This window comes from Rhizorhabdus sp. GW822-FHT03C02 (assembly GCF_058801765.1).
The window spans coordinates 54,893-73,862 of sequence record NZ_JBXANN010000003.1 but is presented as its reverse complement, the minus strand read 5'-3'; the positions used below and the strand labels follow the sequence as shown (position 1 = coordinate 73,862).

Sequence of the window (18,970 nt, the reverse complement as noted above, 5' to 3'; positions counted from 1 at the left end):
GCGGACGATGACCGACCTGACCCGCCGCCAGCTGCTTTCGACCGGAGCGGTCACCGCCGCCGGCCTGTCGATGCCGATCGTCGTCGAGGCCGCGGCGCCCGAACGGCCGAATATCCTGTGGCTGGTGAGCGAGGACAACAACCCGTTCATCGGCGCCTATGGCGACCGGCTGGCGCACACCCCGGTGCTCGACCGGCTGGCCGAGCGGGGGATATTGTACCGCAACGTCTACAGCAACGCCCCGGTCTGCGCACCGTCGCGCTTCGGCATCATCACCGGGGTCTATCCCGAAAGTGCGGGGCCGGCCCACAATATGCGCGCGGTCGCCAAGCTCCCGGCGCTGCTCGCAGGCTTCCCGACCTGGCTGCGCGAGCAGGGCTATTATTGCACCAACAACGCCAAGACCGACTATAATTCGGACCTCAAGCCCGAGCGGATCTGGAACGTATCGAGCAAGACCGCGCATTGGCGCGACCGGCCGGCGGGCGCGCCGTTCTTCGCGGTGTTCAACCATGAGACCACCCATGAATCGCGGCTGTTCGACCGGCTCGACGGGCGGGTGAAGCCCGCGGATGTGCGGGTGCCGGCCTATCTGCCCGATACCCCGGGGGTCCGAGGCGACTTCGCGACCTATTATAACCGGATGGAGCAGATGGACGGCGAGATCGGCGCGAAGATCGCCGAGCTCGAAGCCGCCGGGCTCGCCGACGACACGATCATCTTCTATTATTCGGACAATGGCGGGGTGCTGCCGCGCAGCAAGCGCTATTGCTTCGACGAGGGCCATCGCTGCGCGATGATCGTCCATGTCCCCGAGAAATGGCGCCATTTCGCTCCGGCGCCGCCGGGCAGCGTGATCGCCGCACCGGTTAGCTATATCGATCTGGCGCCGACGGTGCTGTCGCTCGCCGGGATCAGGCCGCCGCGCCACATGCAGGGCACCGCCTTTCTCGGGACCCATGCCGGCAGCCCGAAGCGTTACGCCTTCGGCATGCGCAACCGAATGGACGAGCGCTACGACATGGTCCGCACCGTCACCGACGGCCGCTATCGCTATATCCGCTATTATGCGCCGCACCGGATCTGGGGCCAGCGCGGCTCCTATCAATGGCAGGCGAAGGGCTATCAGGACTGGGAGGCCGCGCATCTCGCCGGCACGCTGAACCCGGTCCAGGAGCAATTCTGGGGGACCAAGCCGTTCGAGCAGTTCTTCGATCTGAAGGCCGATCCCGACCAGATCGATGATCTGATCGCGGTGAAGGCGCATCGCGCGACGATCGCGGCGATGCGCCAGGCGCTCGACGCGCATATGGTCTCGGTCAACGACAATGGCTTCATTCCCGAAGGCTCGGCGATCGAAGGCTATGCGGAGAGCCGCCGCGCGGGCGCCTATCCGCTGCCTCGGATCATGGCGCTGGCGGCCAAGGCGGCGCAGCGTCGGCCCGAGGACCGGCAGCATTTCGTCGATGCGCTCGGCGATCCGAACGAGGTGATCCGCTATTGGGCGGCGCAGGGGCTGCTGATCCTCGGCGAGGATGCGCGCCCGGCGCTGCCGGCGATCCTCGCGGCGATGCGCGGCGATGCTGCGCCGCAGGTCCGCGTCGCGTTTGCCGAGGCGGCGGCCAGGCTGACCGACGATCGCGAGCCGGTCGATCATCTGATCGAACTGCTCGACCATCATCCGCACCCGCGCGTCCGCCTCCAGGCGCTCAATGCGCTCACCTATATCGGCGCCAAGGCAGCGCCGGCGCGCGCCGCGGTCGCGCGCGCGGCGACGAGCGACGACGAATATCTGGTCGGCGCCGGCCGCTATCTCGGCTTCGTCCTCGACGGCAGTTACACGCCGGCGTCGCCGGTGTTCGACGCCAAGGGGTTCATGGACCGGATGCGGGCGAAGCCCGGGGTGGTGAGCTGAGCGCGCCGTCGAGACGGCGTCCATAGATGCTAAATCAGGGCGCTTCGTTCCTCTTCGTCGCCCCGCACCTGTTGCGGGGTCCATGGCTATTGCCGCGCAGGTCACCGGCAAGGATCGAACGCAGCCTTATCTGCTCGCTTTCCTCCAGCCATAGCGCCTGACGCACCAGCCATGGACCCCGCAACACGTGCGGGGTGACGGGTTAAGATAGCGGCTATGGTGCGACGTGGGGATAGCGGCCACCCCCGCCCGTGCCTCAGCTGATCTGGGTGGCGCGTCGCAGCACATTCTTGAGGACGAAGCTCGACGTCATCCGCGACAGCATCGGGATGCGCGACAGATAGCCCAGCGTCAGCTGATAATGGTCGAGGTCCCGCACCACGACGCGCAGCATATAGTCATAGTCGCCGGTGATCTGGAAACAGTCGGTCACCTCGGCGATCTCGCCGATGCTCGCCTCGAACCCGGTCAGCGCCTCTTCGGACTGGCGATCGAGCGTGACCGACACCAGCGCCTCCATCGAACCGCTCAGCCGCCGCTCGTCGAGCCGCGCGCTATAGCCGAGAATATAGCCTTCGCTTTCGAGCCATCTGATCCGCCGAAGCGTCGGCGTCAGCGACAGGCCGATCTCCTCGGCCACGTCACGCCACGACTTGCGACCGTCGCTGGCCAGGATCTGGAGGATCCTGGTGTCGAAGCTATCGAGTTTTTCCCTGCCGTTCATGCGCGCCCCCCGCGTATCGCCTGCCTGCCGCCCCCCGGATATCGGCGCAGGATCATATGGCCATGTCCACCCCGCAAATCACCATCAGGCGCCGCGCCACGGCGATTGCGGTGCGGCGACAAGGGTCGGCGATACGTCCGTGAGACGGTGTCGTGGGGAGGTGAAACGCTTGACACGCCATGCCAGTCATTGCCCAATTTCAACCGATTCGCAGTGCATATACACCAACGATCGTGAAATCACTGGTTCAGACGTTCGAAAAAATAGTTTTTGGCATCGCAATTTTAGATTTGTGTTCGGGGACAGAAACGTTTCCAATCGGAGACAGGAGGCAGCGAGAAAGCCTCCGGTCCGGGGATGGTGGAGGGAACCCGGCGGGCAGTGATGTCCCATGGGGCCACAGCAAAAAATGCGACCGGGGGTCGTTCCGGCGCTGAACAAAGGGGGCATATATGATTGGGTTCGCGCATGGCTTTCGCAGGCGACGTCTCCTGCTGGGTATTTCTCTTCTTGCGGCATCGAGCGCGCTGAACGCGCAGACTGCCGGCGAACCGCCGGCGGAGACCGGCACCGCTTCGCCACAGGTCGACGACGCAGCGAACGGCAACGAAATCGTCGTCACCGCGCTGAAGCGCGCGACCAACATCCAGCAGACGCCGATCTCGATTTCCGCGGTGACCTCGGACACGCTCGCCCGGCAGAACATCACCGACTCGAACGGCCTGGGCCGCGTTTCCCCCAGCCTCGTGATCAACGAGAGCTCGAACGGCGGCAGCCGCGTCATCATCCGCAATCTCTACGCGACCGGCGAAGCGCTGGTCGGCCTCTATTATGACGAGGTCCCGCTGAGCGGCACCGGTGGCGTGTCGAACGACGCCGGCGGCACGCTGCCCGGCCTGCGCCTGTTCGACGTCGAGCGCGCCGAGGTGCTGCGCGGCCCGCAGGGTACGCTCTATGGCGCGAGCTCGATGGGCGGCACCATCCGCATCATCTTCGCCAAGCCCAAGCTGGACCGCTATGAAGGCGCGGTCGACGGCCAGATCAGCACCGTCGACGGCAGCGGCGGATCGCTCGGCTATCAGACCAACGGCATGATCAACCTGCCGATCATCGAGGACAAGATCGGCGCGCGCCTGGTCGGCTTCTACGAGAAGGGCGCCGGCTACATCGACAACAGCGTGCTCGGCGTGAAGGATATCAACGGCAGCAAGAGCTATGGCGGTCGCCTGACCGTGCGCGTCAAGCCGACCGACGATATCACGCTCGATCTGCTCGGCGTCTATCAGGACCGCAAGGGCGCCCGTTCCGACTGGAACTACACCGAATATCAGCTGACCGGAAAGCGTTACGACCAGTCGCTGCTGATCCGTCAGCCGCAGGAAGACGAGATGAAGCTCGCTTCCGCGACCCTCAACTGGGATTTTGGCTTCGCCACACTGACCGCGACCGCGTCCTATTCGAAGCGCGATCTCAAATATAGCTTCGACTATACCAATTATTTCTCGCGCTATCAGACGGTCGATCAGACCAGGGGGCTGGTACCGACCTATACCGGTGCGGCCACGGCCATTCCCGGCTACAGCCGCTTCCTGAGCGATTGCCAGTCGGGCTATATCGTCGGCGCGACCTGCAACGGTGCCGGCTACCAGAATCTCGTCAACAGCTACGGGATCCAGTCGACCTATCAGCCGCAGTCGAACGAGACCTCGACCGAGGAAGTCCGGCTGGCCGACGACCGCAACGCCATCAAATGGACGGTCGGTTTCTACCACAGCTACCGCAAGAACCTCACCCGCTCGATCCTCGAGCGGTCGGACCCGTTGACCGGTTATCAGAATTATCCGAACGGCTTCGCGACGGGTAACACCTACCTCGTCGGCACCAACTTCACCGGCCTCGATCGCACGATCGACGACCGGCTGGAACAGATCGCCGGCTTCGTCGAGGGGACCTGGGACATCACCGACGCGCTCAGCGTCACCGCGGGCGGTCGCTACTTCAAATATATGAAGGACACGACGTCGGCGGTGCTCGTACCGAGCTACATCGCGGGCAATTCGCGCCAGGATCCGCTGACGACCAGCGGCGACGAAAATGGCTCGTTGCTCAAGTTCGGCGCCAACTACAAGGTCAACCGCGACGTCATGCTCTACGCGACCGCCGCTCAAGGCTATCGCCCCGGCGGCGTGAACCAGACGCTCGGCTTGCCGAGCTATGCCGCGGTCTATGGTTCGGACTCGGTCTGGGCCTATGAGGTCGGCGCCAAGACCTCGTGGTTCGACCGCAAGGTCGTCGTGAACATCGATGCGTTCCAGATGGACTGGGACAATATGCAGATCTCGGCGAGCTTCAACAACGCGTTCGGCTTCATCACCAACAGCTCGAGCCCGGCCCGCATCCGCGGCCTCGAACTCGACACCTCCTTCTATCCGGTCGACGGGCTCACGCTGCGGGTGTCGGGCAGCCGTATCGACGCCAAGCTGCGGGGCGATCAGGGCTTGCCGGCCGGCATCACCCAATGCCCGATCCCGTTCGTCGCCGGCACCACCGGCTGCGCGACGATCGCCGCGGGCAAGAGCGGCGATCGCATTCCCTATTCGCCGAAATGGACCATCCAGGGCTCGGCGGATTATACCATGCCGATCGGCGACGATCTGGCGATCATCACCCATGCCGACATCGCCTATCGCAGCAGCTCGCTGACCACCTATGACCTGACGCGCTATGCGACGGCCTATCCCAACGGGCCGGCCGGCACGCCGGGCGGCAAGGCGCTCTACACGCTGCCCGGCTTCGCGACGGTCGGCATGCGGATCGGCCTCGAGAAGGACCAGGGCCGCTGGGGTATCTCGGTCTTCGCGAACAACCTGTTCAACAAGATCGGGCTCACCTCGCTCGGCAATGGCCAGGCCAGCGCGACGCAGCTGTCCTATCGGTACAACGGCACGCTGATCCGGCCGAATTTCGCGCAGACGACCGCTCCGCGCGTCATCGGGCTCCAGGCGACAGCCAAGTTCCGCTGACACCGGCACCGAATGACCCTCTCCCGGCCGCGCCCCGTGCGCGGTCGGGGGCAGGGGGTGAATGATCCAGAGGTATGACATGACCAATATGTGGAAGAAGGGGTTGCGCGCCTGTACCGCGCTCGCCGCACTCGCGGCGGCGCCGGCGATGGCCCGGGACGTGGTGATCCACGCCGGCACGCTGATCGACGGCGCGTCGGCGACGCCCAGGAAGCAGGTGTCGATCCTGATCCATGACGACCGTATCACCGGCATCCAGAGCGGCTTCGTGACGCCCGCCGGCGCCGAGGTGATCGACCTGTCGGCCAAGACGGTGCTGCCCGGCTTCATCGACGCCCACGACCATCTGTCGTCGACCGGCAGCCGCAAGCCGCTCAACCGCTTCGTGCTGACCGAGGGCGACGCGACGATCAACGCGACGCTGAACGCCCGCAAGGAGATCGAGACCGGTTTCACCACCGTGCGCGATCTCGGATCGGGCGCGACCACCGCGCCCGCGATCATGCGCGCGATCGACGCGAAGCAGATCGTCGGCCCGCGCTACTGGACCGCGCTGCAGGCGATGGGGCCGACCGGCGGCCATTCCGACCGCCAGAACGGCCTGGCGCCGACGATCGTCGTCGAAGGGCGTGACGCCGCGATCATCGACGGTCCGGAGGATGCCAAGCTCAAGGTGCGCGAGCATCGCCGCAACGGCGCCACCGTCATCAAGATCATGCCCTCGGGCGGGGTCGGCTCGATCGGTGACGATCCCAACCATATGACGATGACCGACGAGGAGATGAAGGCGGCGATCGACACCGCGCACGAACTCGGCCTCAAGGTCGCGGCGCATGCGCATGGCAAGCAGGCGATCGACCATGCGATCCTCGCCGGGGTCGATTCGATCGAGCATGGCACCTATGCCGATGCCGAAAGCTATGCGCTGATGAAGAAGCACGGCACCTTCCTGGTGCCGACCTTGCTGGTCGCCGATGCGATCTACCAGAACGCGATCAAGTCGCCAGAGACGCTGCCCCCGACCGTCGCCGAAAAGGCGATCGCGGTGACCCCGACGATGATCGGCAATGCCGGTCGCGCCTACAAGGCCGGGGTCAGGATCGCGCTCGGCACCGACCAGTCGGCAACCTCGGACCGCAACAAGGCCGAGGAGTTCGCGCTGCTGGTCAAGGCGGGGCTCACCCCGATGGACGCGATCTTCGCCTCGTCGAAAAATGCCGCCGAACTGGTCGGCGACCCCAAGGACATCGGGACGGTCCAGGCGGGGCGCTATGCCGACATCGTCGCGGTCGACGGTGATCCGCTCGCCGACATCACCATTCTTCAGAAGGTCCAGTTCGTGATGAAGGGTGGCGAAGTGCTCAAGCAGGACGGGAAGATGACGCGATGACCTACCGCAAGATTGTCTGCGCGCTGCTCGGCGCGTCCGCGATGCTCGGCGCCGCCCCGGCGCTCGCCAGGGATGTCGTGATCCATGCCGGCACGCTGATCGACGGCGCCTCGGCGACTCCGCGCAAGCAGGTGTCGATCCTGATCCATGACGACCGCATCACCGGCATCCAGAGCGGTTTCGTGACCCCCGCGGGGGCCGAGGTGATCGATCTGTCGGCCAAGACGGTGCTGCCCGGCTTCATCGACACCCACGACCATATCTCGATGGGGCCCGACTGGAGCGTGATCAACCGCTTCACCCGCAACGATTCCGATGCCGTCGTCACCTCGATGCGCAACGCCTATCACGACATCGAAATGGGCTTCACCACCATCCGCGACTGCGGATCGGGGGCGATCGAGGCGCCGGCGATGAGCCGGGCGATCGCGGCGGGGCAGATCGTCGGTCCGCGCATCTGGTCGGCAATGCAGCCGCTCTCGGCGACCGGCGGCCATTCGGACGCGCAGAACGGCATGCAGCCCGACGTGCATTTCGGCGACCGGCTGGCGTCGATCGTCGACGGTCCCGAGGATGCCCGCACCAAGGTGCGCGCGCATCGCCGCGACGGCGCGACGCTGATCAAGATCATGCCGTCGGGCGGGGTCGCCTCGATCGGCGACGATCCCAACCATATGACGATGACCGACGAGGAGATGATCGCGGTCACCTCGACCGCGCATTCGCTGGGCCTCAAGGTCGCGGCGCACGCGCATGGCAAGAAGGCGATCGACCATGCGATCGTCGACGGGGTCGATTCGATCGATCATGGCACCTATGCCGATGCCGAAAGCTATGCGCTGATGAAGAAGCACGGCACCTTCCTGGTGCCGACGCTGCTGGTCGCCGACTGGATCTACCAGACCGCGGTCAACACCCCGCAGAAGCTGCCGCCGACCGTCGCCGAAAAGGCGATCGCGGTCACCCCGACGATGATCGGCAATGCCGGTCGCGCCTATAAGGCCGGGGTCAAGATCGCGCTCGGCACCGACCTGACTGGCCTGGGCGGCCGCAACAAGGCCGAGGAGTTCGCGCTGCTGGTCAAGGCGGGGCTCCCGCCGATGGAGGCGATCTTCGCCGGCACCCGCAACGCCGCCGAACTGATCGGCGCACCGCAGGATATCGGTTCGATCCAGGCCGGGCGCTATGCCGACATCGTCGCGGTCGACGGCGATCCGCTCGCCGACATCGCCACCCTCCAGACCGTCGGTTTCGTGATGAAGGGCGGCGAGGTGCTCAAGCAGAACGGAAAGATGACCCGCTTCATGTGACCCGATGTGCGGCCGGGCATTTGGGGTGCCCGGCCGCACATCTTCCAGGACCGTAGCGAACAGAGCAGGCTTTTATCGATCGAAACGACGCGACGCTGGGGGGCGGCGCCAACAGGGAGGCTATATCGGATGGCGAACTTCGTGCGTTCGGCCATGCTCATGCTCTCGGCGGCGACCTCGGTGCTGGCAGCGGCTTCGGCCGATGCGGCGCCTGCGGGCACGCGGCCCGACATAAGCATCGCGCCCGGCCCCGGCTTCAGCATGGACGAGGTGCCCGTCTATCGCGGCGAGCATAAGGACATCTACGCCTATATCGACGCGCACAAGGATGGCGACGTCGCCAATCTCCAGCGCTGGGTGCGCCAGCCCTCGATCAGCGCGTTGAACCAGGGAGTCAAGGAGATGGCGGCGCTGGCCGCCGCCGACCTCAAGACGATCGGCTTCCAGGAGGCCGAGGTGGTGCCGACCTCGGGCCATCCCGGGGTCTGGGGCTATTATGACGCCGGCGCGAAGAAGACGCTGGTCGTCTACATGATGCTCGACGTCCAGCCGGTCGAGGAGAAGGACTGGCAGGTCAAGCCGTTCGACGGCGCGCTGGTCGATCATCCGCTCGGCAAGGTGCTGATGGCGCGCGGCGCCACCAACACCAAGGGTCCCGAGCGCGCCTTTTTGAACGCGATCGAGGCGATCATCGCCACCCGCAAGAAGCTGCCCGTCAACCTGATGATCCTCGCCGAGAGCGAGGAGGAACTGGGCTCGCCCCATTATCCCGAGCTGATCGCCAAATATGCCGATCGGCTCAAGACCGCCGCCGGCTCGATCTATCCGGGCGGCGGCCAGTCGCCCGCCGACGGCGCGGTGTCGATGCAGCTCGGCAACAAGGGCATCCTCTATGTCGAGCTGCGCGCCAGGGGCAGCGCCCAATATGGCGGCCCGCAAAAGGCCGAGATCCATTCGAGCTGGAAGGCGACCACCGATGCGCCGGCGTGGCGGCTCGCCCAGGCGCTGGCGACGCTCACCAGCCCCGACGGCAACACCATCCTGATCCCGGGTTATTATGACAGGATCCGCCAGCCCAACGCCGAGGAGCAGCGCCTGTTCAACGGCACCCTCGCCGGCTGGACCACCCGCGAGGTCAACACCCGCAAGGGGTTCAGCATCGATCATTGGTATGACGGGATGGACGCGCGCGCCTCGCTCGGCCGCTATCTGTTCGACACCACCCTCAACATCGACGGCCTGTCGTCGGGCTATGGCGGCCCGGGGATGAAGACGATCCTGCCGGCCAGCGCCTTCGCCAAGCTCGACAGCCGACTCGTCCCCGACCAGACCCCCGAGGAGTCGCTCGCGCTGCTGAAGAAGCATCTGGTCGACAAGGGCTTCGGCGATATCGAGGTGGTTCAGCTCAGCGGCTATCCGCCATCGCAGACCTCGGTGAGCGCGCCGCTGGTGCAGGCGGTGCTGTCGACCTACCGCAAATATGGCCTGCCGGTCGACGTCTCGCCGCGTTCGGGCGGCAGCCGGCCCTCTTATGTCTTCACCCAGACGCTGGGGATTCCCGACGTCACCCTGGCGATCGGCCATGGCGCCGATGCGCATGCGCCCAACGAATATCTGCTGATCGACCCGAAGCCCGGATCGAAAGTCTTCGGGCTGTCGGCGATGGAGAAATTCTACGTCGACACGCTCTACGCGCTGGCGGGGCAGTCCAAATGAACGACACTCATCAACAGGTTGCAGGAAAGAGGGAATTTTCGATGCGGGTTCGCTTCTCGGTTCAGGCTACGGCGCTCGCCGCAACCATGTTTTCCACCCCGCTGGCGTTCGCCCAGCCGCCGGCCGCCAAGCCCGCGCTGCCGTCGGCGGTCGGTGCGCTGACCCAGCCGCAGGATGCCGAATATGGCAAGCTGATCGACCAATATCTGGTCGACAAGCGCTTCACCACCGAACTGGTCGACCATATGCCGGCGTCGGACACGGTGCCGTCGCCGCTCAAATTCTTCGGCCGCATCCCCGGCACCCCCGGCGAGCTCACTTATGCCGCCGACATCGCGCGCTATTACAAGGAACTCGCGCGGACCTCGAAGCGCGTCAAATATATGTCGATGGGCACCACCGAGGAGGGGCGCGAGCAGGTCGTGATCGCGATCGCCGACGAGGAGACGCTGGCCAAGCTCGACGAGTATAAGCTGAAGCTCGCAGCACTCGGCGATCCGCGCCGCACCGACGCCACCCAGGCGGCCGAGATCATCAAGACCGCCAAGCCTATCTACTGGGTCACCAGCGGCAACCATTCGCCCGAGACCGGCGGGCCGGAGATGCTGATCGAGCTGGCCTACCGGCTCGCGGTCGAGGACACGCCGTTCATCCGCAACATCCGCGACAATATGATTACCTTCATCACGCCGGTGATCGAGGTCGACGGGCGCGAGAAGATCGTCGACACCTATTATTACGGCAAGAAGACCGGCAAGCCCAAGCCACCTTTGGTCTATTGGGGCAAATATGTCGCCCACGACAATAACCGCGACGGGCTCGGCCAATATCTGAAGCTCACCCAGAACATCACCAACGAGATCCTCGAATGGCATCCGACGGTGATGCACGACCTGCACGAGGCGCAGTCCTATCTCTACACCTCGACCGGCACCGGCCCGTACAACCCGTCGCTCGACCCGATCCAGTCGAACGAATGGTGGCTGCTCGCCGAGACCGAGGTCATGGAGATGACCAAGCGCAAGGTGCCCGGCGTCTTCACTTATGGCTTCTATGACGGCTGGGTGCCGAACTATCTGTTCTGGATCGCGCACACCCACAACAGCTTCGGGCGCTTCTACGAGGTGCAGAGCTATGGTCCCGACATCCAGAAGGGGCTGAAGCTGGCGCCGACCGTCACCAGCAAGGAATGGTATCGATCGAACCCGCCGCTGCCCGAGATCGACTGGGGCCCGCGCAACAACACCAATATCCAGGAATCGGCGCTGCTGTTCGCGCTCAACAAGGTCGCCACCGACCGTGCGCTCTATCTGGAGAATTACTGGACCAAGAGCCGCAACGCGGTCGAGGCGGGGCGGACCGGCGACATCAATGCGTGGATCGTTCCGGCGAAACAGCATGCCTCGCACAACGCCACCGACATGCTCGAGATGCTGCGCAAGCAGGGGATCGAGATCGGCACCGCCACCCAGGCCTTCACCGCGGGCGGCGTCCAGGTGGCGCCGGGCGACTATGTCATCCGCGCCGACCAGCCTTATCGCACCCTGCTCGACATGTATCTGAGCGTGCAGAACTACCCGGCCAGCAATCCGCGTCCTTATGACGATACCGGCTGGACGATGCAGCTGATGCACAATGTCGACATGAAGACGATCAAGGACCAGGCGGTGTTCTCGCAGACGCTGGCCCCGGTCACCGGCCCGATCCTGCCGCGCGGCGGCGTCGCCGGCACCGGATCGACGATCGTCTTCAACCATGACGGCGACAATGCGCTGGTCGCGCTGCGCTTCAAGCTCAAGGGCATGAAGATGCTGGCGGCCGAGGCGCCGTTCGAGATCGAGGGCCGCAAATATGCCGCGGGCAGCTTCATCCTGCCGGGCGCCAACCGCGCCGCGGTGGCGGCCGCCGCCGAGGAACTGGGGCTCCAGGGTCAGGCGGTCGCGGCGGCGCCCAGCGTCGCCAGCCACACGCTGACCGTGCCGCGGATCGGCTATGTCCATAGCTGGCTGCGCACCCAGGACGAGGGCTGGTGGCGCGCCGCGCTCGATCGCTACGGCATCCCCTATGATTATTTCGCCGACACCACGCTCAAGAACGCCAAGCTGCGCGCCAAATATGACGTGCTGATCTACCCGACCGTCGCGGTCGGGGCGCGCGAGCAGTTCGTCGGTGTGGCGATGAACGGCAAGGATCCGATCCCGTACAAGCAGAGCGCGCTGACCCCGCATCTCGGCATGCTCGACTCCGCCGACGATATTCGCGGCGGCGTCGGCGGCGAGGGGCTCGAGGCGATCCGTCGCTTCGTTCAGGACGGCGGCACCCTGCTCGCCGACGGATCGACGGTCGAGATGCTGTCGGCCTTCGGCGTCGCCCAGGGGGTCACCGTCAGCCAGCCGAGCGAGCTCTACAACAAGGGCGCGATCATGCGCGGCCTGATCACCGACAAGGCGAGCCCGATCGTCTACGGCTATGACGGCAAGCAGCTGCCGATCTATTTCTCGCAGTCGCCGGTGCTCAACATCAGCCGCGGCGGTAGCGGGATGGGCTATTTCGATCCCAGCGGGCCGGGCACCCGCATCGCCCAGAACTACACCCCCAACGCGGTCCCGGCCCAGCTCTCGCCCTGGCCGGGCGACGTGCCCGCACCGGCCGCCAAGCCGGCCTCGACCGTCGACTCGTCGAGCCCGTTCGGTTCGGCCGAGCCGGCCTCGCGGGCGAGCGGTGCGGCCCAGACCCAGCTGCCGCGGGTGGTGATGAGCTTCCCGGGCAAGGCCAACGACATATTGCTCAGCGGCATGCTCAGCGGCGGCGATGCGCTGACCAACAAGCCGCTGGTCGTCGACCTGCCGAGCGGCAAGGGCCATATGGTGCTGTTCGCGCTCAGGCCCTTCTGGCGCTGGCAGACCCAGGGCAGCTACATGCTGGGCTTCAACACGATCCTCAACTGGGATCATCTGAGCCTCGGCACCCCGGCGCCGTCGAGCGCATCCGCCACGCCCGCGGCGAGCACGCCGGCGCCCTGACCCGAGCGCGCTTCCCTGTCCCCCGTCACCCGGCCTTCGCCGGGATGACGGGGGCGCAGGCGCCTTATCGGGCGCGCGTTACCGCGAAACTTCCGCCGAACGCCACGGTCGAGTCTCCACCGACCCCGACGTCGAAGCTCGTCTCGTCGATCACCCAGTCATGTTTGGCGGCGTTCCAGTAACGCAACTCGGCGGCGCCGAGCGTGAAGGTGAGCGTCCGCGTCTCGCCAGGCTTGAGCGTGACCCGCTGATAGCCCTTGAGTTCGCGCACCGGCCGCGCCGCGGTGCCCGTGCGCTGGTGGATATAGAGCTGGGCGACCTCGTCGGCGGTGCGCGTGCCGCTGTTGGTCAGGTCGACCGAGACGCCGACCTTGCCGTCCGGGGCGATCTTCGGCGTATCGACCCGCAGATTGGCGTAGCTGAAGCGCGAATAGCTCAGGCCATGGCCGAACGGGTAGGCGGGTGAGCCGGGTTCGTTCCAGTAGCGCTTGTCGGCGCCCTTGGGATCGTGCGAGGTCAGATGCGCATAGATCATCGGCAGCTGGCCGACATTGCGCGGCCAGGTGAAGGGTAGCTTGCCGCCGGGGACCGCGTCGCCGAACAGCAGGTTGGCGGTCGCCCCCCCCGCTTCGGACCCCGGATACCAGATGTCGAGGATCGCGCCGGGCTTGCTGTCCGCGAGGTCGAGCGGGCGGCCGTTCATCAGCACCACCACCACCGGCTTGCCGGTGGCGATCACCGCGTCGAGCAGTTCCTGCTGGCGGCCGGGCAAAGTGAGGGTCGATCGCGATGCCATCTCGCCGATCATGTTCTGCTTCTCGCCGAGCACCAGGATCGCGACGTCGGCGTTGCGCGCGGCGGCGACCGCCTGGGCGATGCCGGCGCTGTCGGCGTCATCGGCGGCCTTGGCCCTGGCGGCGATGTCGGCCGGGGTCTCGGCGGCCTCGTTCGCCGGCCGCGGCTTGATGGCGTCGGCGATCAGCGCGTCGAACGGCGACGGGTAGAGCCGCGGCGGGATCACCACCCCGGGCACATGGTCGACCCGGATCTTCGCGCCCGCCTTGGCGCGGATCCCGGCGAGGATGCTCGTCATCGGCGGCTTGTTCTGGTCGAACACCCAGGGGCCCAGCGCATCGCGCGCCGAATCCGCGAGCGGCCCGATCACAGCGATCGACGTGAGCGTCTTGCGGTCGAGCGGCAGCAGATCGCCCTCGTTGCGCAGCAGCACCGCCGCGCGCTCGGCGGCGACGCGCGATGCCGCCAGCGACGCGGGGTCGGCGAGCGTTTTCGCGGCTGCCGCCTCGTCGACATAGGGGTTTTCGAACAGCCCCATCCGGATCTTGGCTTCAAGGACGCGGCGGACCGCGTCGTCGAGCTGCTCGGTGCTGATCTCGCCGTTCGCCAGCGCCTTGGGCAGGCGCGCGGTGGCGGGGCCGAACAGCGCCATCTCCATGTCGAGCCCGGCCTGCAGCGCATGGCCGGCCGCATCCTGCGCGTCGACGGCCAGCCCGTGCGCCTGGAGATTCTTGACCGCCTCATTGTCGCTGACGACGAAGCCCTTGAAGCCCCATTGCTTGCGCAGCACATCGGTCAGCAGCCAGCGATTGCCGGTCGCCGGAATGCCGTTGAGCCCCATATAGGCGCTCATGATATTGCCGGCGCCGGCATCGACCGCGGCCTTGAACGGCGGCAGATAGACGTTCCACAGATCGGCGTCGGACAGGTTGACCTCGTCATAGTCGCGCCCGCCGAGGGCGGCGCCATAGCCGGCGAAATGCTTGGGGCCGGCGATGATATGGCCGGGGCTGCCGAGCCAGGCGCCCTGAAAGCCGTGGACCTGCGCCGCCGCCATCGTGCTGCCGAGATAGGGGTCCTCGCCCGCACCCTCGACGATCCGGCCCCAGCGCGGATCGCGGGCGATGTCGACCATCGGCGCGAACGCCCAGTGGATGCCGACCGCGCGCGCCTCGCCCGCGGCGATCGCCTGGTTGCGCGCGACGCCTTGCGGGTCCCACGAGGCGGCGTTGGCGATCGGCACCGGGAAAATCGTCGTCAGCCCGTGGATCACGTCGAAGCCGAACAGCAGCGGGATCTTGAGCCGCGACTTCTCGACCGCGAGATGCTGGAGCCGGTTGATCGTCGCGGGGTCGGTCGCGAACAGCAGCCCGCCGACGCCGCCCTTCGCCGCGAGGTTTTCGGTGGCGCTCATCATCGCCGGGATCGGCAGCGCGAACAGCACCGAGAGCTGGCCGGCTTTCTCCTCGGGGGTCATCTGCGCGATCAGCGCGTCGGCGCGGGCGCGGACCGCGGCGTCGGAGAGCGGGGCGGGGGCGGTGCTTGTGGCCGCAGGCGGCTTGGCCGGCAGCGCCGTTGCGGTCAGCCCTGCGATCGAGATCGTCGCCGCCAGAATCGGGAAAGCGCGCTTCATTTCAGGCCCCTCGTCACTCGTTCTATTCTGCAGTGCTGACTAATCGATCGCGCGGATATGTTCAACAATTGAACGAAAAGCCGCCATCCGATAATACTGGACGACTGTCATGAATGTTATAGAGTTTGCATCGCCGCCTGCCGACAGGAACCGAGATGACGCCTCGTCCCGATGAACGGATTGCTCTGCCGAAAAGAACGCTAGTGATGGCCATAGCGATGCTTCTCGCCTTGTCGGTGGCCTTCCCCGAAAGGCGGTCGAACCCGAGGACCATAGCGGGCTGACCCGCGCCAGCTATCGCCGCAACTGCCTGCTGTGCCACCACAGCGCCGCCCCCGAGGGGATATCGCCCGAGATCATGGCCGGGCTCCACCCGGTCCCCGGCCTCAAGCCGCGCGACGCGATGCCCGGGATCGAATGCTGGCGGCGGTGCGAGGCATGCAAACGGCCCGAACCCAAGCCGGGGGAGTAGCGCCGGTCCGACCTAATCTTCGTCGTCGTCCAGCCCATATTCGACGAACGAGATCACATTGCCGTCGGGATCGCGGACGTGGAAATCGGTGCCGCCCCAGGGCTGCTTCATCAGTGGCTGGGCGATGTCGACCCCGCGCGCCTGATACTCGTCGAACAGCAGGGCGACATTTTCGAGTTCGATCGTGAGGAGGATCAGCGAGGTCTCGCGCGCCGCGAGCTCGGCGAAATTGGGCTGACCGACATGGCGCAGGTGCAGGCACAGATAGCCGCGCGAGATCGACCCGTAAAAGGGCGGATCGCCGTGGAGAAAGTCGATCTCGAAGCCGAGCTTGTCGCGGTAGAAGGTCGCGGCGGCGGTGACGTCGCGCACGAACAGGATCGGCACCGCCGCCATGAATTCGCAAGGGTCGTCGTCGTCGACCATCCGGGTTCTCGCTCCGACTCGATCTAAAGAAGATTGACCCCGACCTTACCGAAGAAGGCGCCGCTTTCCAGATGGCGCAGCGCGTCCTGGACACGGTCGAGATCATAGACGACGTCGACCACCGGACGGATCGCATGGGCGGCGGCGAAGGCAAGCATCGCCTCATGCTGGTCGCGATGGCCGACCGAGATCGGCACGATCGGCTTGCCGATCTCGCGACCCCAGCTGAAATCGCCGTCGAGCATGCCGATCGCGGTGAGGATGCCGTCATCGGCGAGCAGGCCGGCCGATGCCTCCAACTGGCTTGCGCCGGCGACGTCGATCAGGATCGCGACATGGTTGCCGCCTATCGCCTGCCGCACGGCTTCCGCCCAGTCGGGGCTGGTGCGGTAGTTGACGGTGACGTCGGCGCCCATCGCCTTGGCCCGTGCGAGCTTGGCGTCGGACGAGGAGGTGATCGCGACCTTCGCGCCCGCCGCCTTCGCCCATTGCAGCGCCGCCAGCGACACCCCGCCGGTCCCTTGCGCGAGCACCCATTCGCCGGGCCGGATCTGGCGGTCGCCGAACAGCGCCGACCAGGCGGTGAGGCCGGCGCAGGCGAGGGTGGCGGCTTCGAGATCGCCGAGTTCGTCGGGCACCTTGCACAGGCTGCCGGCGGGGAAGGCGCCATATTGGCGGGCGACCCCGTCGGTCGATCCGCCGAGCATCCATGCCGATCCGGCATCGCCCGAGGTCACCTGCTGGAAGAACATCGGATTGACCCGGTCGCCGACCGCGACCCGATCGACCCCGGCGCCGGTCGCGACCACCGTCCCGGTCGCGCACGACAGGGGCACATAGTCGGGCTCCATCGTCATCCCCGTGAGGATGCCCTTGATGAACAGCAGGTCGCGGAAATTGAGCGTCGCGGCGTGGAGCCTGACCAGCACCTCGCCGGGGCCGGCGGCGGGGATCGGGGCTTCGGTGACCGTCACCGCGTCGATGCCGGCGCCGGGCCTGGCGATCGCTGTCTTCATTGTCGTCATGTCGGGTCCTCATCTTCGTCATCCCGGCGGAGGCCGGGATGACGGGAATATCTAGGCAATCGCGCCCTTCGCCTTGAGCGCCTCGATCCGGTCCCAGTCGATCCCGAGTTCCATCAGGAACAGCTCGGTATGTTCGGATGCCTCGGGCGAGCGGGTGGTCTCGACCGGCGCATGGTTGAACTGGACGGGGCCGCGGACCAGCCGGATCGGCGGGCCGCCATCGACCGCCTCGACCTCGAAGATCATGTCGTTGGCGATCGCCTGTTCGTCGCTGGCCAGATCGACCAGGCTCTGGATCGGCGCCCATTGCCCCTTCATCGTCTTGAGATGCTCGCGCCAATAGGCGAAGGGCCGTCCGGCGATCGCGTCGACGATCAGCGCGGCCGCGGCCTGCCAGTTCTCCATAAGCGCCATGGCGTCGGCGAAGCGCGGATCGTCGGCGGCTTCGGGAATGCCGAGATGGCTGAACATGTCGTGGATCACCGGCCCGGGGGTCAGCGAACACAGCATGATCGTGCCGCCGTCCGATGTCTTGAAATTGCCGATGAACGGATTGCCGGGAACGCTGCCCGAAAAGGGCATCGAATTGCGGGGCACCGTGCCGCTTTCGATCCCCTGCGCGAACACCGTGCCCGCCGCCCACCAGGCGCCGCTGAGCAGCGATACGTCGACCTCGGTCGCATGGCCGGTGCGCAGCCGGTGGAACAGCGCGGCGGAGATGCCGCTGGCGATGTTCATCCCGCCGATCGAGTCTCCGAACGCCGGGATGCCCTGCATAAGCGGGCCGTCCATCGCCTCGGGGGTCATGGTGTGGCCGACGCCGCTGCGCGACCAGAAGGCGGTGCCGTCGAAACCGCCGACCTCGCGCTCGGGTCCCTTGTCGCCATAGGCGCTGCCGCGGACATAGATGATGTCCGGATTGGCGGCGCGGATATGTTCGATGTCGATGTTCAGCTTCTGCCGCTGGGCGGGCAGATAATTGGTCAGGAACACGTCGGCGGTCCTGGCGATCTCGTAGATCAGCGCCTGGCCCTCGGCGGTCGAGACGTCGACCCCGACGCTGCGCTTGCCGCGATTGGGGTGGCCCATCATCGGGTTGCGCTTCGGATCGATCTTCATCCCGCCCAGGTTGATGAAGCCGCGCATCGTGTCGCCGCGCACCGGATGCTCGATCTTGATCACGTCGGCGCCCCAGTCGGCGAGGATCGCCCCGGCGGAGGGGACGAATGTGTGCTGCGCCACCTCGAGGATGCGGATGCCTTCCATCACCTTGGTCATCGCTCTCTCCTTCGCCGGCGGTCTCCGCGCCGCGATACCGCGCCACAAGCGCCTATCCGGACAGGGATCGTCAAGGCGCGAATAAGCAAGGAAGGATCACATCGCCCGGGCGAAGCCGCGCCCGGCGGCGGCGCCGCAAATCCGCCATTTGTCATTGCGCCGCAGCACCGCTTGGGCAACAGTCGCGCGACGGGGCGCCGGTGAGCGGCGGCGGCCATGTCGTGCGTAGCGTAAGGGAGA

11 protein-coding genes are annotated in these 18,970 nt (G+C 66.2%); 6 read left to right on the top strand and 5 right to left on the bottom strand.

Features of this window, described 5'->3' with window-relative positions:
- The first annotated feature begins 7 nt into the window (after positions 1 to 7).
- Positions 8 to 1,915 carry a sulfatase-like hydrolase/transferase gene (locus AC1RM6_RS10170; protein ID WP_493100726.1) on the top strand — a complete coding sequence of 636 codons (1,908 nt, stop codon included), beginning with the start codon at positions 8 to 10 and terminating at the stop codon, positions 1,913 to 1,915.
- 256 nt (positions 1,916 to 2,171) lie between these two features.
- Here AC1RM6_RS10170 and AC1RM6_RS10165 read toward each other — a convergent pair whose 3' ends face one another.
- Positions 2,172 to 2,639 carry an Lrp/AsnC family transcriptional regulator gene (locus AC1RM6_RS10165; RefSeq protein WP_493100725.1) on the bottom strand — a complete coding sequence of 156 codons (468 nt, stop codon included), beginning with the start codon at positions 2,637 to 2,639 and terminating at the stop codon, positions 2,172 to 2,174.
- A gap of 452 nt (positions 2,640 to 3,091) precedes the next feature.
- Between AC1RM6_RS10165 and AC1RM6_RS10160 the strand changes: the two genes are divergently transcribed.
- The 5 genes from AC1RM6_RS10160 to AC1RM6_RS10140 all read left to right on the top strand — a co-directional run bounded on the left by AC1RM6_RS10160 (position 3,092) and on the right by AC1RM6_RS10140 (position 13,101).
- Entirely contained in the window at positions 3,092 to 5,662 is a 2,571-nt protein-coding gene (locus AC1RM6_RS10160) for a TonB-dependent receptor (RefSeq protein ID WP_493100723.1), read from the top strand.
- A gap of 61 nt (positions 5,663 to 5,723) precedes the next feature.
- A complete protein-coding gene (locus AC1RM6_RS10155) occupies positions 5,724 to 7,052 on the top strand; it encodes a metal-dependent hydrolase family protein (protein ID WP_493100721.1) in 1,329 nt (442 codons plus the stop codon).
- Entirely contained in the window at positions 7,049 to 8,362 is a 1,314-nt protein-coding gene (locus AC1RM6_RS10150) for an amidohydrolase family protein (RefSeq protein ID WP_493100719.1), read from the top strand. Before AC1RM6_RS10155 ends, AC1RM6_RS10150 begins: the two co-directional genes overlap by 4 nt.
- 129 nt (positions 8,363 to 8,491) lie before the next feature.
- Positions 8,492 to 10,078 (top strand): M20/M25/M40 family metallo-hydrolase, encoded by a 1,587-nt coding sequence (locus AC1RM6_RS10145; RefSeq protein ID WP_493100717.1) that lies wholly within the window; start codon positions 8,492 to 8,494, stop codon positions 10,076 to 10,078.
- Between the two features lie 41 nt (positions 10,079 to 10,119).
- Entirely contained in the window at positions 10,120 to 13,101 is a 2,982-nt protein-coding gene (locus AC1RM6_RS10140; RefSeq protein ID WP_493100715.1) for a M14 family zinc carboxypeptidase, read from the top strand.
- A gap of 64 nt (positions 13,102 to 13,165) precedes the next feature.
- Here AC1RM6_RS10140 and bglX read toward each other — a convergent pair whose 3' ends face one another.
- The 4 genes from bglX to AC1RM6_RS10120 all read right to left on the bottom strand — a co-directional run bounded on the left by bglX (position 13,166) and on the right by AC1RM6_RS10120 (position 18,730).
- Positions 13,166 to 15,529 (bottom strand): beta-glucosidase BglX, encoded by a 2,364-nt coding sequence (gene bglX / locus AC1RM6_RS10135; RefSeq protein ID WP_493100713.1) that lies wholly within the window; start codon positions 15,527 to 15,529, stop codon positions 13,166 to 13,168.
- Between the two features lie 484 nt (positions 15,530 to 16,013).
- Positions 16,014 to 16,427, bottom strand: a complete 414-nt coding sequence (locus AC1RM6_RS10130) for a VOC family protein (protein ID WP_493100711.1) — start codon at positions 16,425 to 16,427, stop codon at positions 16,014 to 16,016.
- Positions 16,428 to 16,450: 23 nt separating this feature from the next.
- Positions 16,451 to 17,452 (bottom strand): zinc-dependent alcohol dehydrogenase family protein, encoded by a 1,002-nt coding sequence (locus tag AC1RM6_RS10125; protein ID WP_493100709.1) that lies wholly within the window; start codon positions 17,450 to 17,452, stop codon positions 16,451 to 16,453.
- Positions 17,453 to 17,503: 51 nt separating this feature from the next.
- On the bottom strand, positions 17,504 to 18,730 hold the full coding sequence (locus tag AC1RM6_RS10120; RefSeq protein ID WP_493100707.1) for a CaiB/BaiF CoA transferase family protein: 1,227 nt from the start codon (positions 18,728 to 18,730) through the stop codon (positions 17,504 to 17,506).
- Between the last annotated feature and the right edge of the window lie 240 nt (positions 18,731 to 18,970).

Coding starts and splice junctions, on each gene's coding strand:
- bglX (WP_493100713.1), bottom strand. CDS start 15,529: ATGAAGCGCGCTTTCCCGATTCTGGCGGCGACGATCTCGATCGCAGGG.
- AC1RM6_RS10170 (WP_493100726.1), top strand. CDS start 8: ATGACCGACCTGACCCGCCGCCAGCTGCTTTCGACCGGAGCGGTCACC.
- AC1RM6_RS10130 (WP_493100711.1), bottom strand. CDS start 16,427: ATGGTCGACGACGACGACCCTTGCGAATTCATGGCGGCGGTGCCGATC.
- AC1RM6_RS10145 (WP_493100717.1), top strand. CDS start 8,492: ATGGCGAACTTCGTGCGTTCGGCCATGCTCATGCTCTCGGCGGCGACC.
- AC1RM6_RS10160 (WP_493100723.1), top strand. CDS start 3,092: ATGATTGGGTTCGCGCATGGCTTTCGCAGGCGACGTCTCCTGCTGGGT.
- AC1RM6_RS10125 (WP_493100709.1), bottom strand. CDS start 17,452: ATGACGACAATGAAGACAGCGATCGCCAGGCCCGGCGCCGGCATCGAC.
- AC1RM6_RS10150 (WP_493100719.1), top strand. CDS start 7,049: ATGACCTACCGCAAGATTGTCTGCGCGCTGCTCGGCGCGTCCGCGATG.
- AC1RM6_RS10140 (WP_493100715.1), top strand. CDS start 10,120: ATGCGGGTTCGCTTCTCGGTTCAGGCTACGGCGCTCGCCGCAACCATG.
- AC1RM6_RS10155 (WP_493100721.1), top strand. CDS start 5,724: ATGATCCAGAGGTATGACATGACCAATATGTGGAAGAAGGGGTTGCGC.
- AC1RM6_RS10120 (WP_493100707.1), bottom strand. CDS start 18,730: ATGACCAAGGTGATGGAAGGCATCCGCATCCTCGAGGTGGCGCAGCAC.
- AC1RM6_RS10165 (WP_493100725.1), bottom strand. CDS start 2,639: ATGAACGGCAGGGAAAAACTCGATAGCTTCGACACCAGGATCCTCCAG.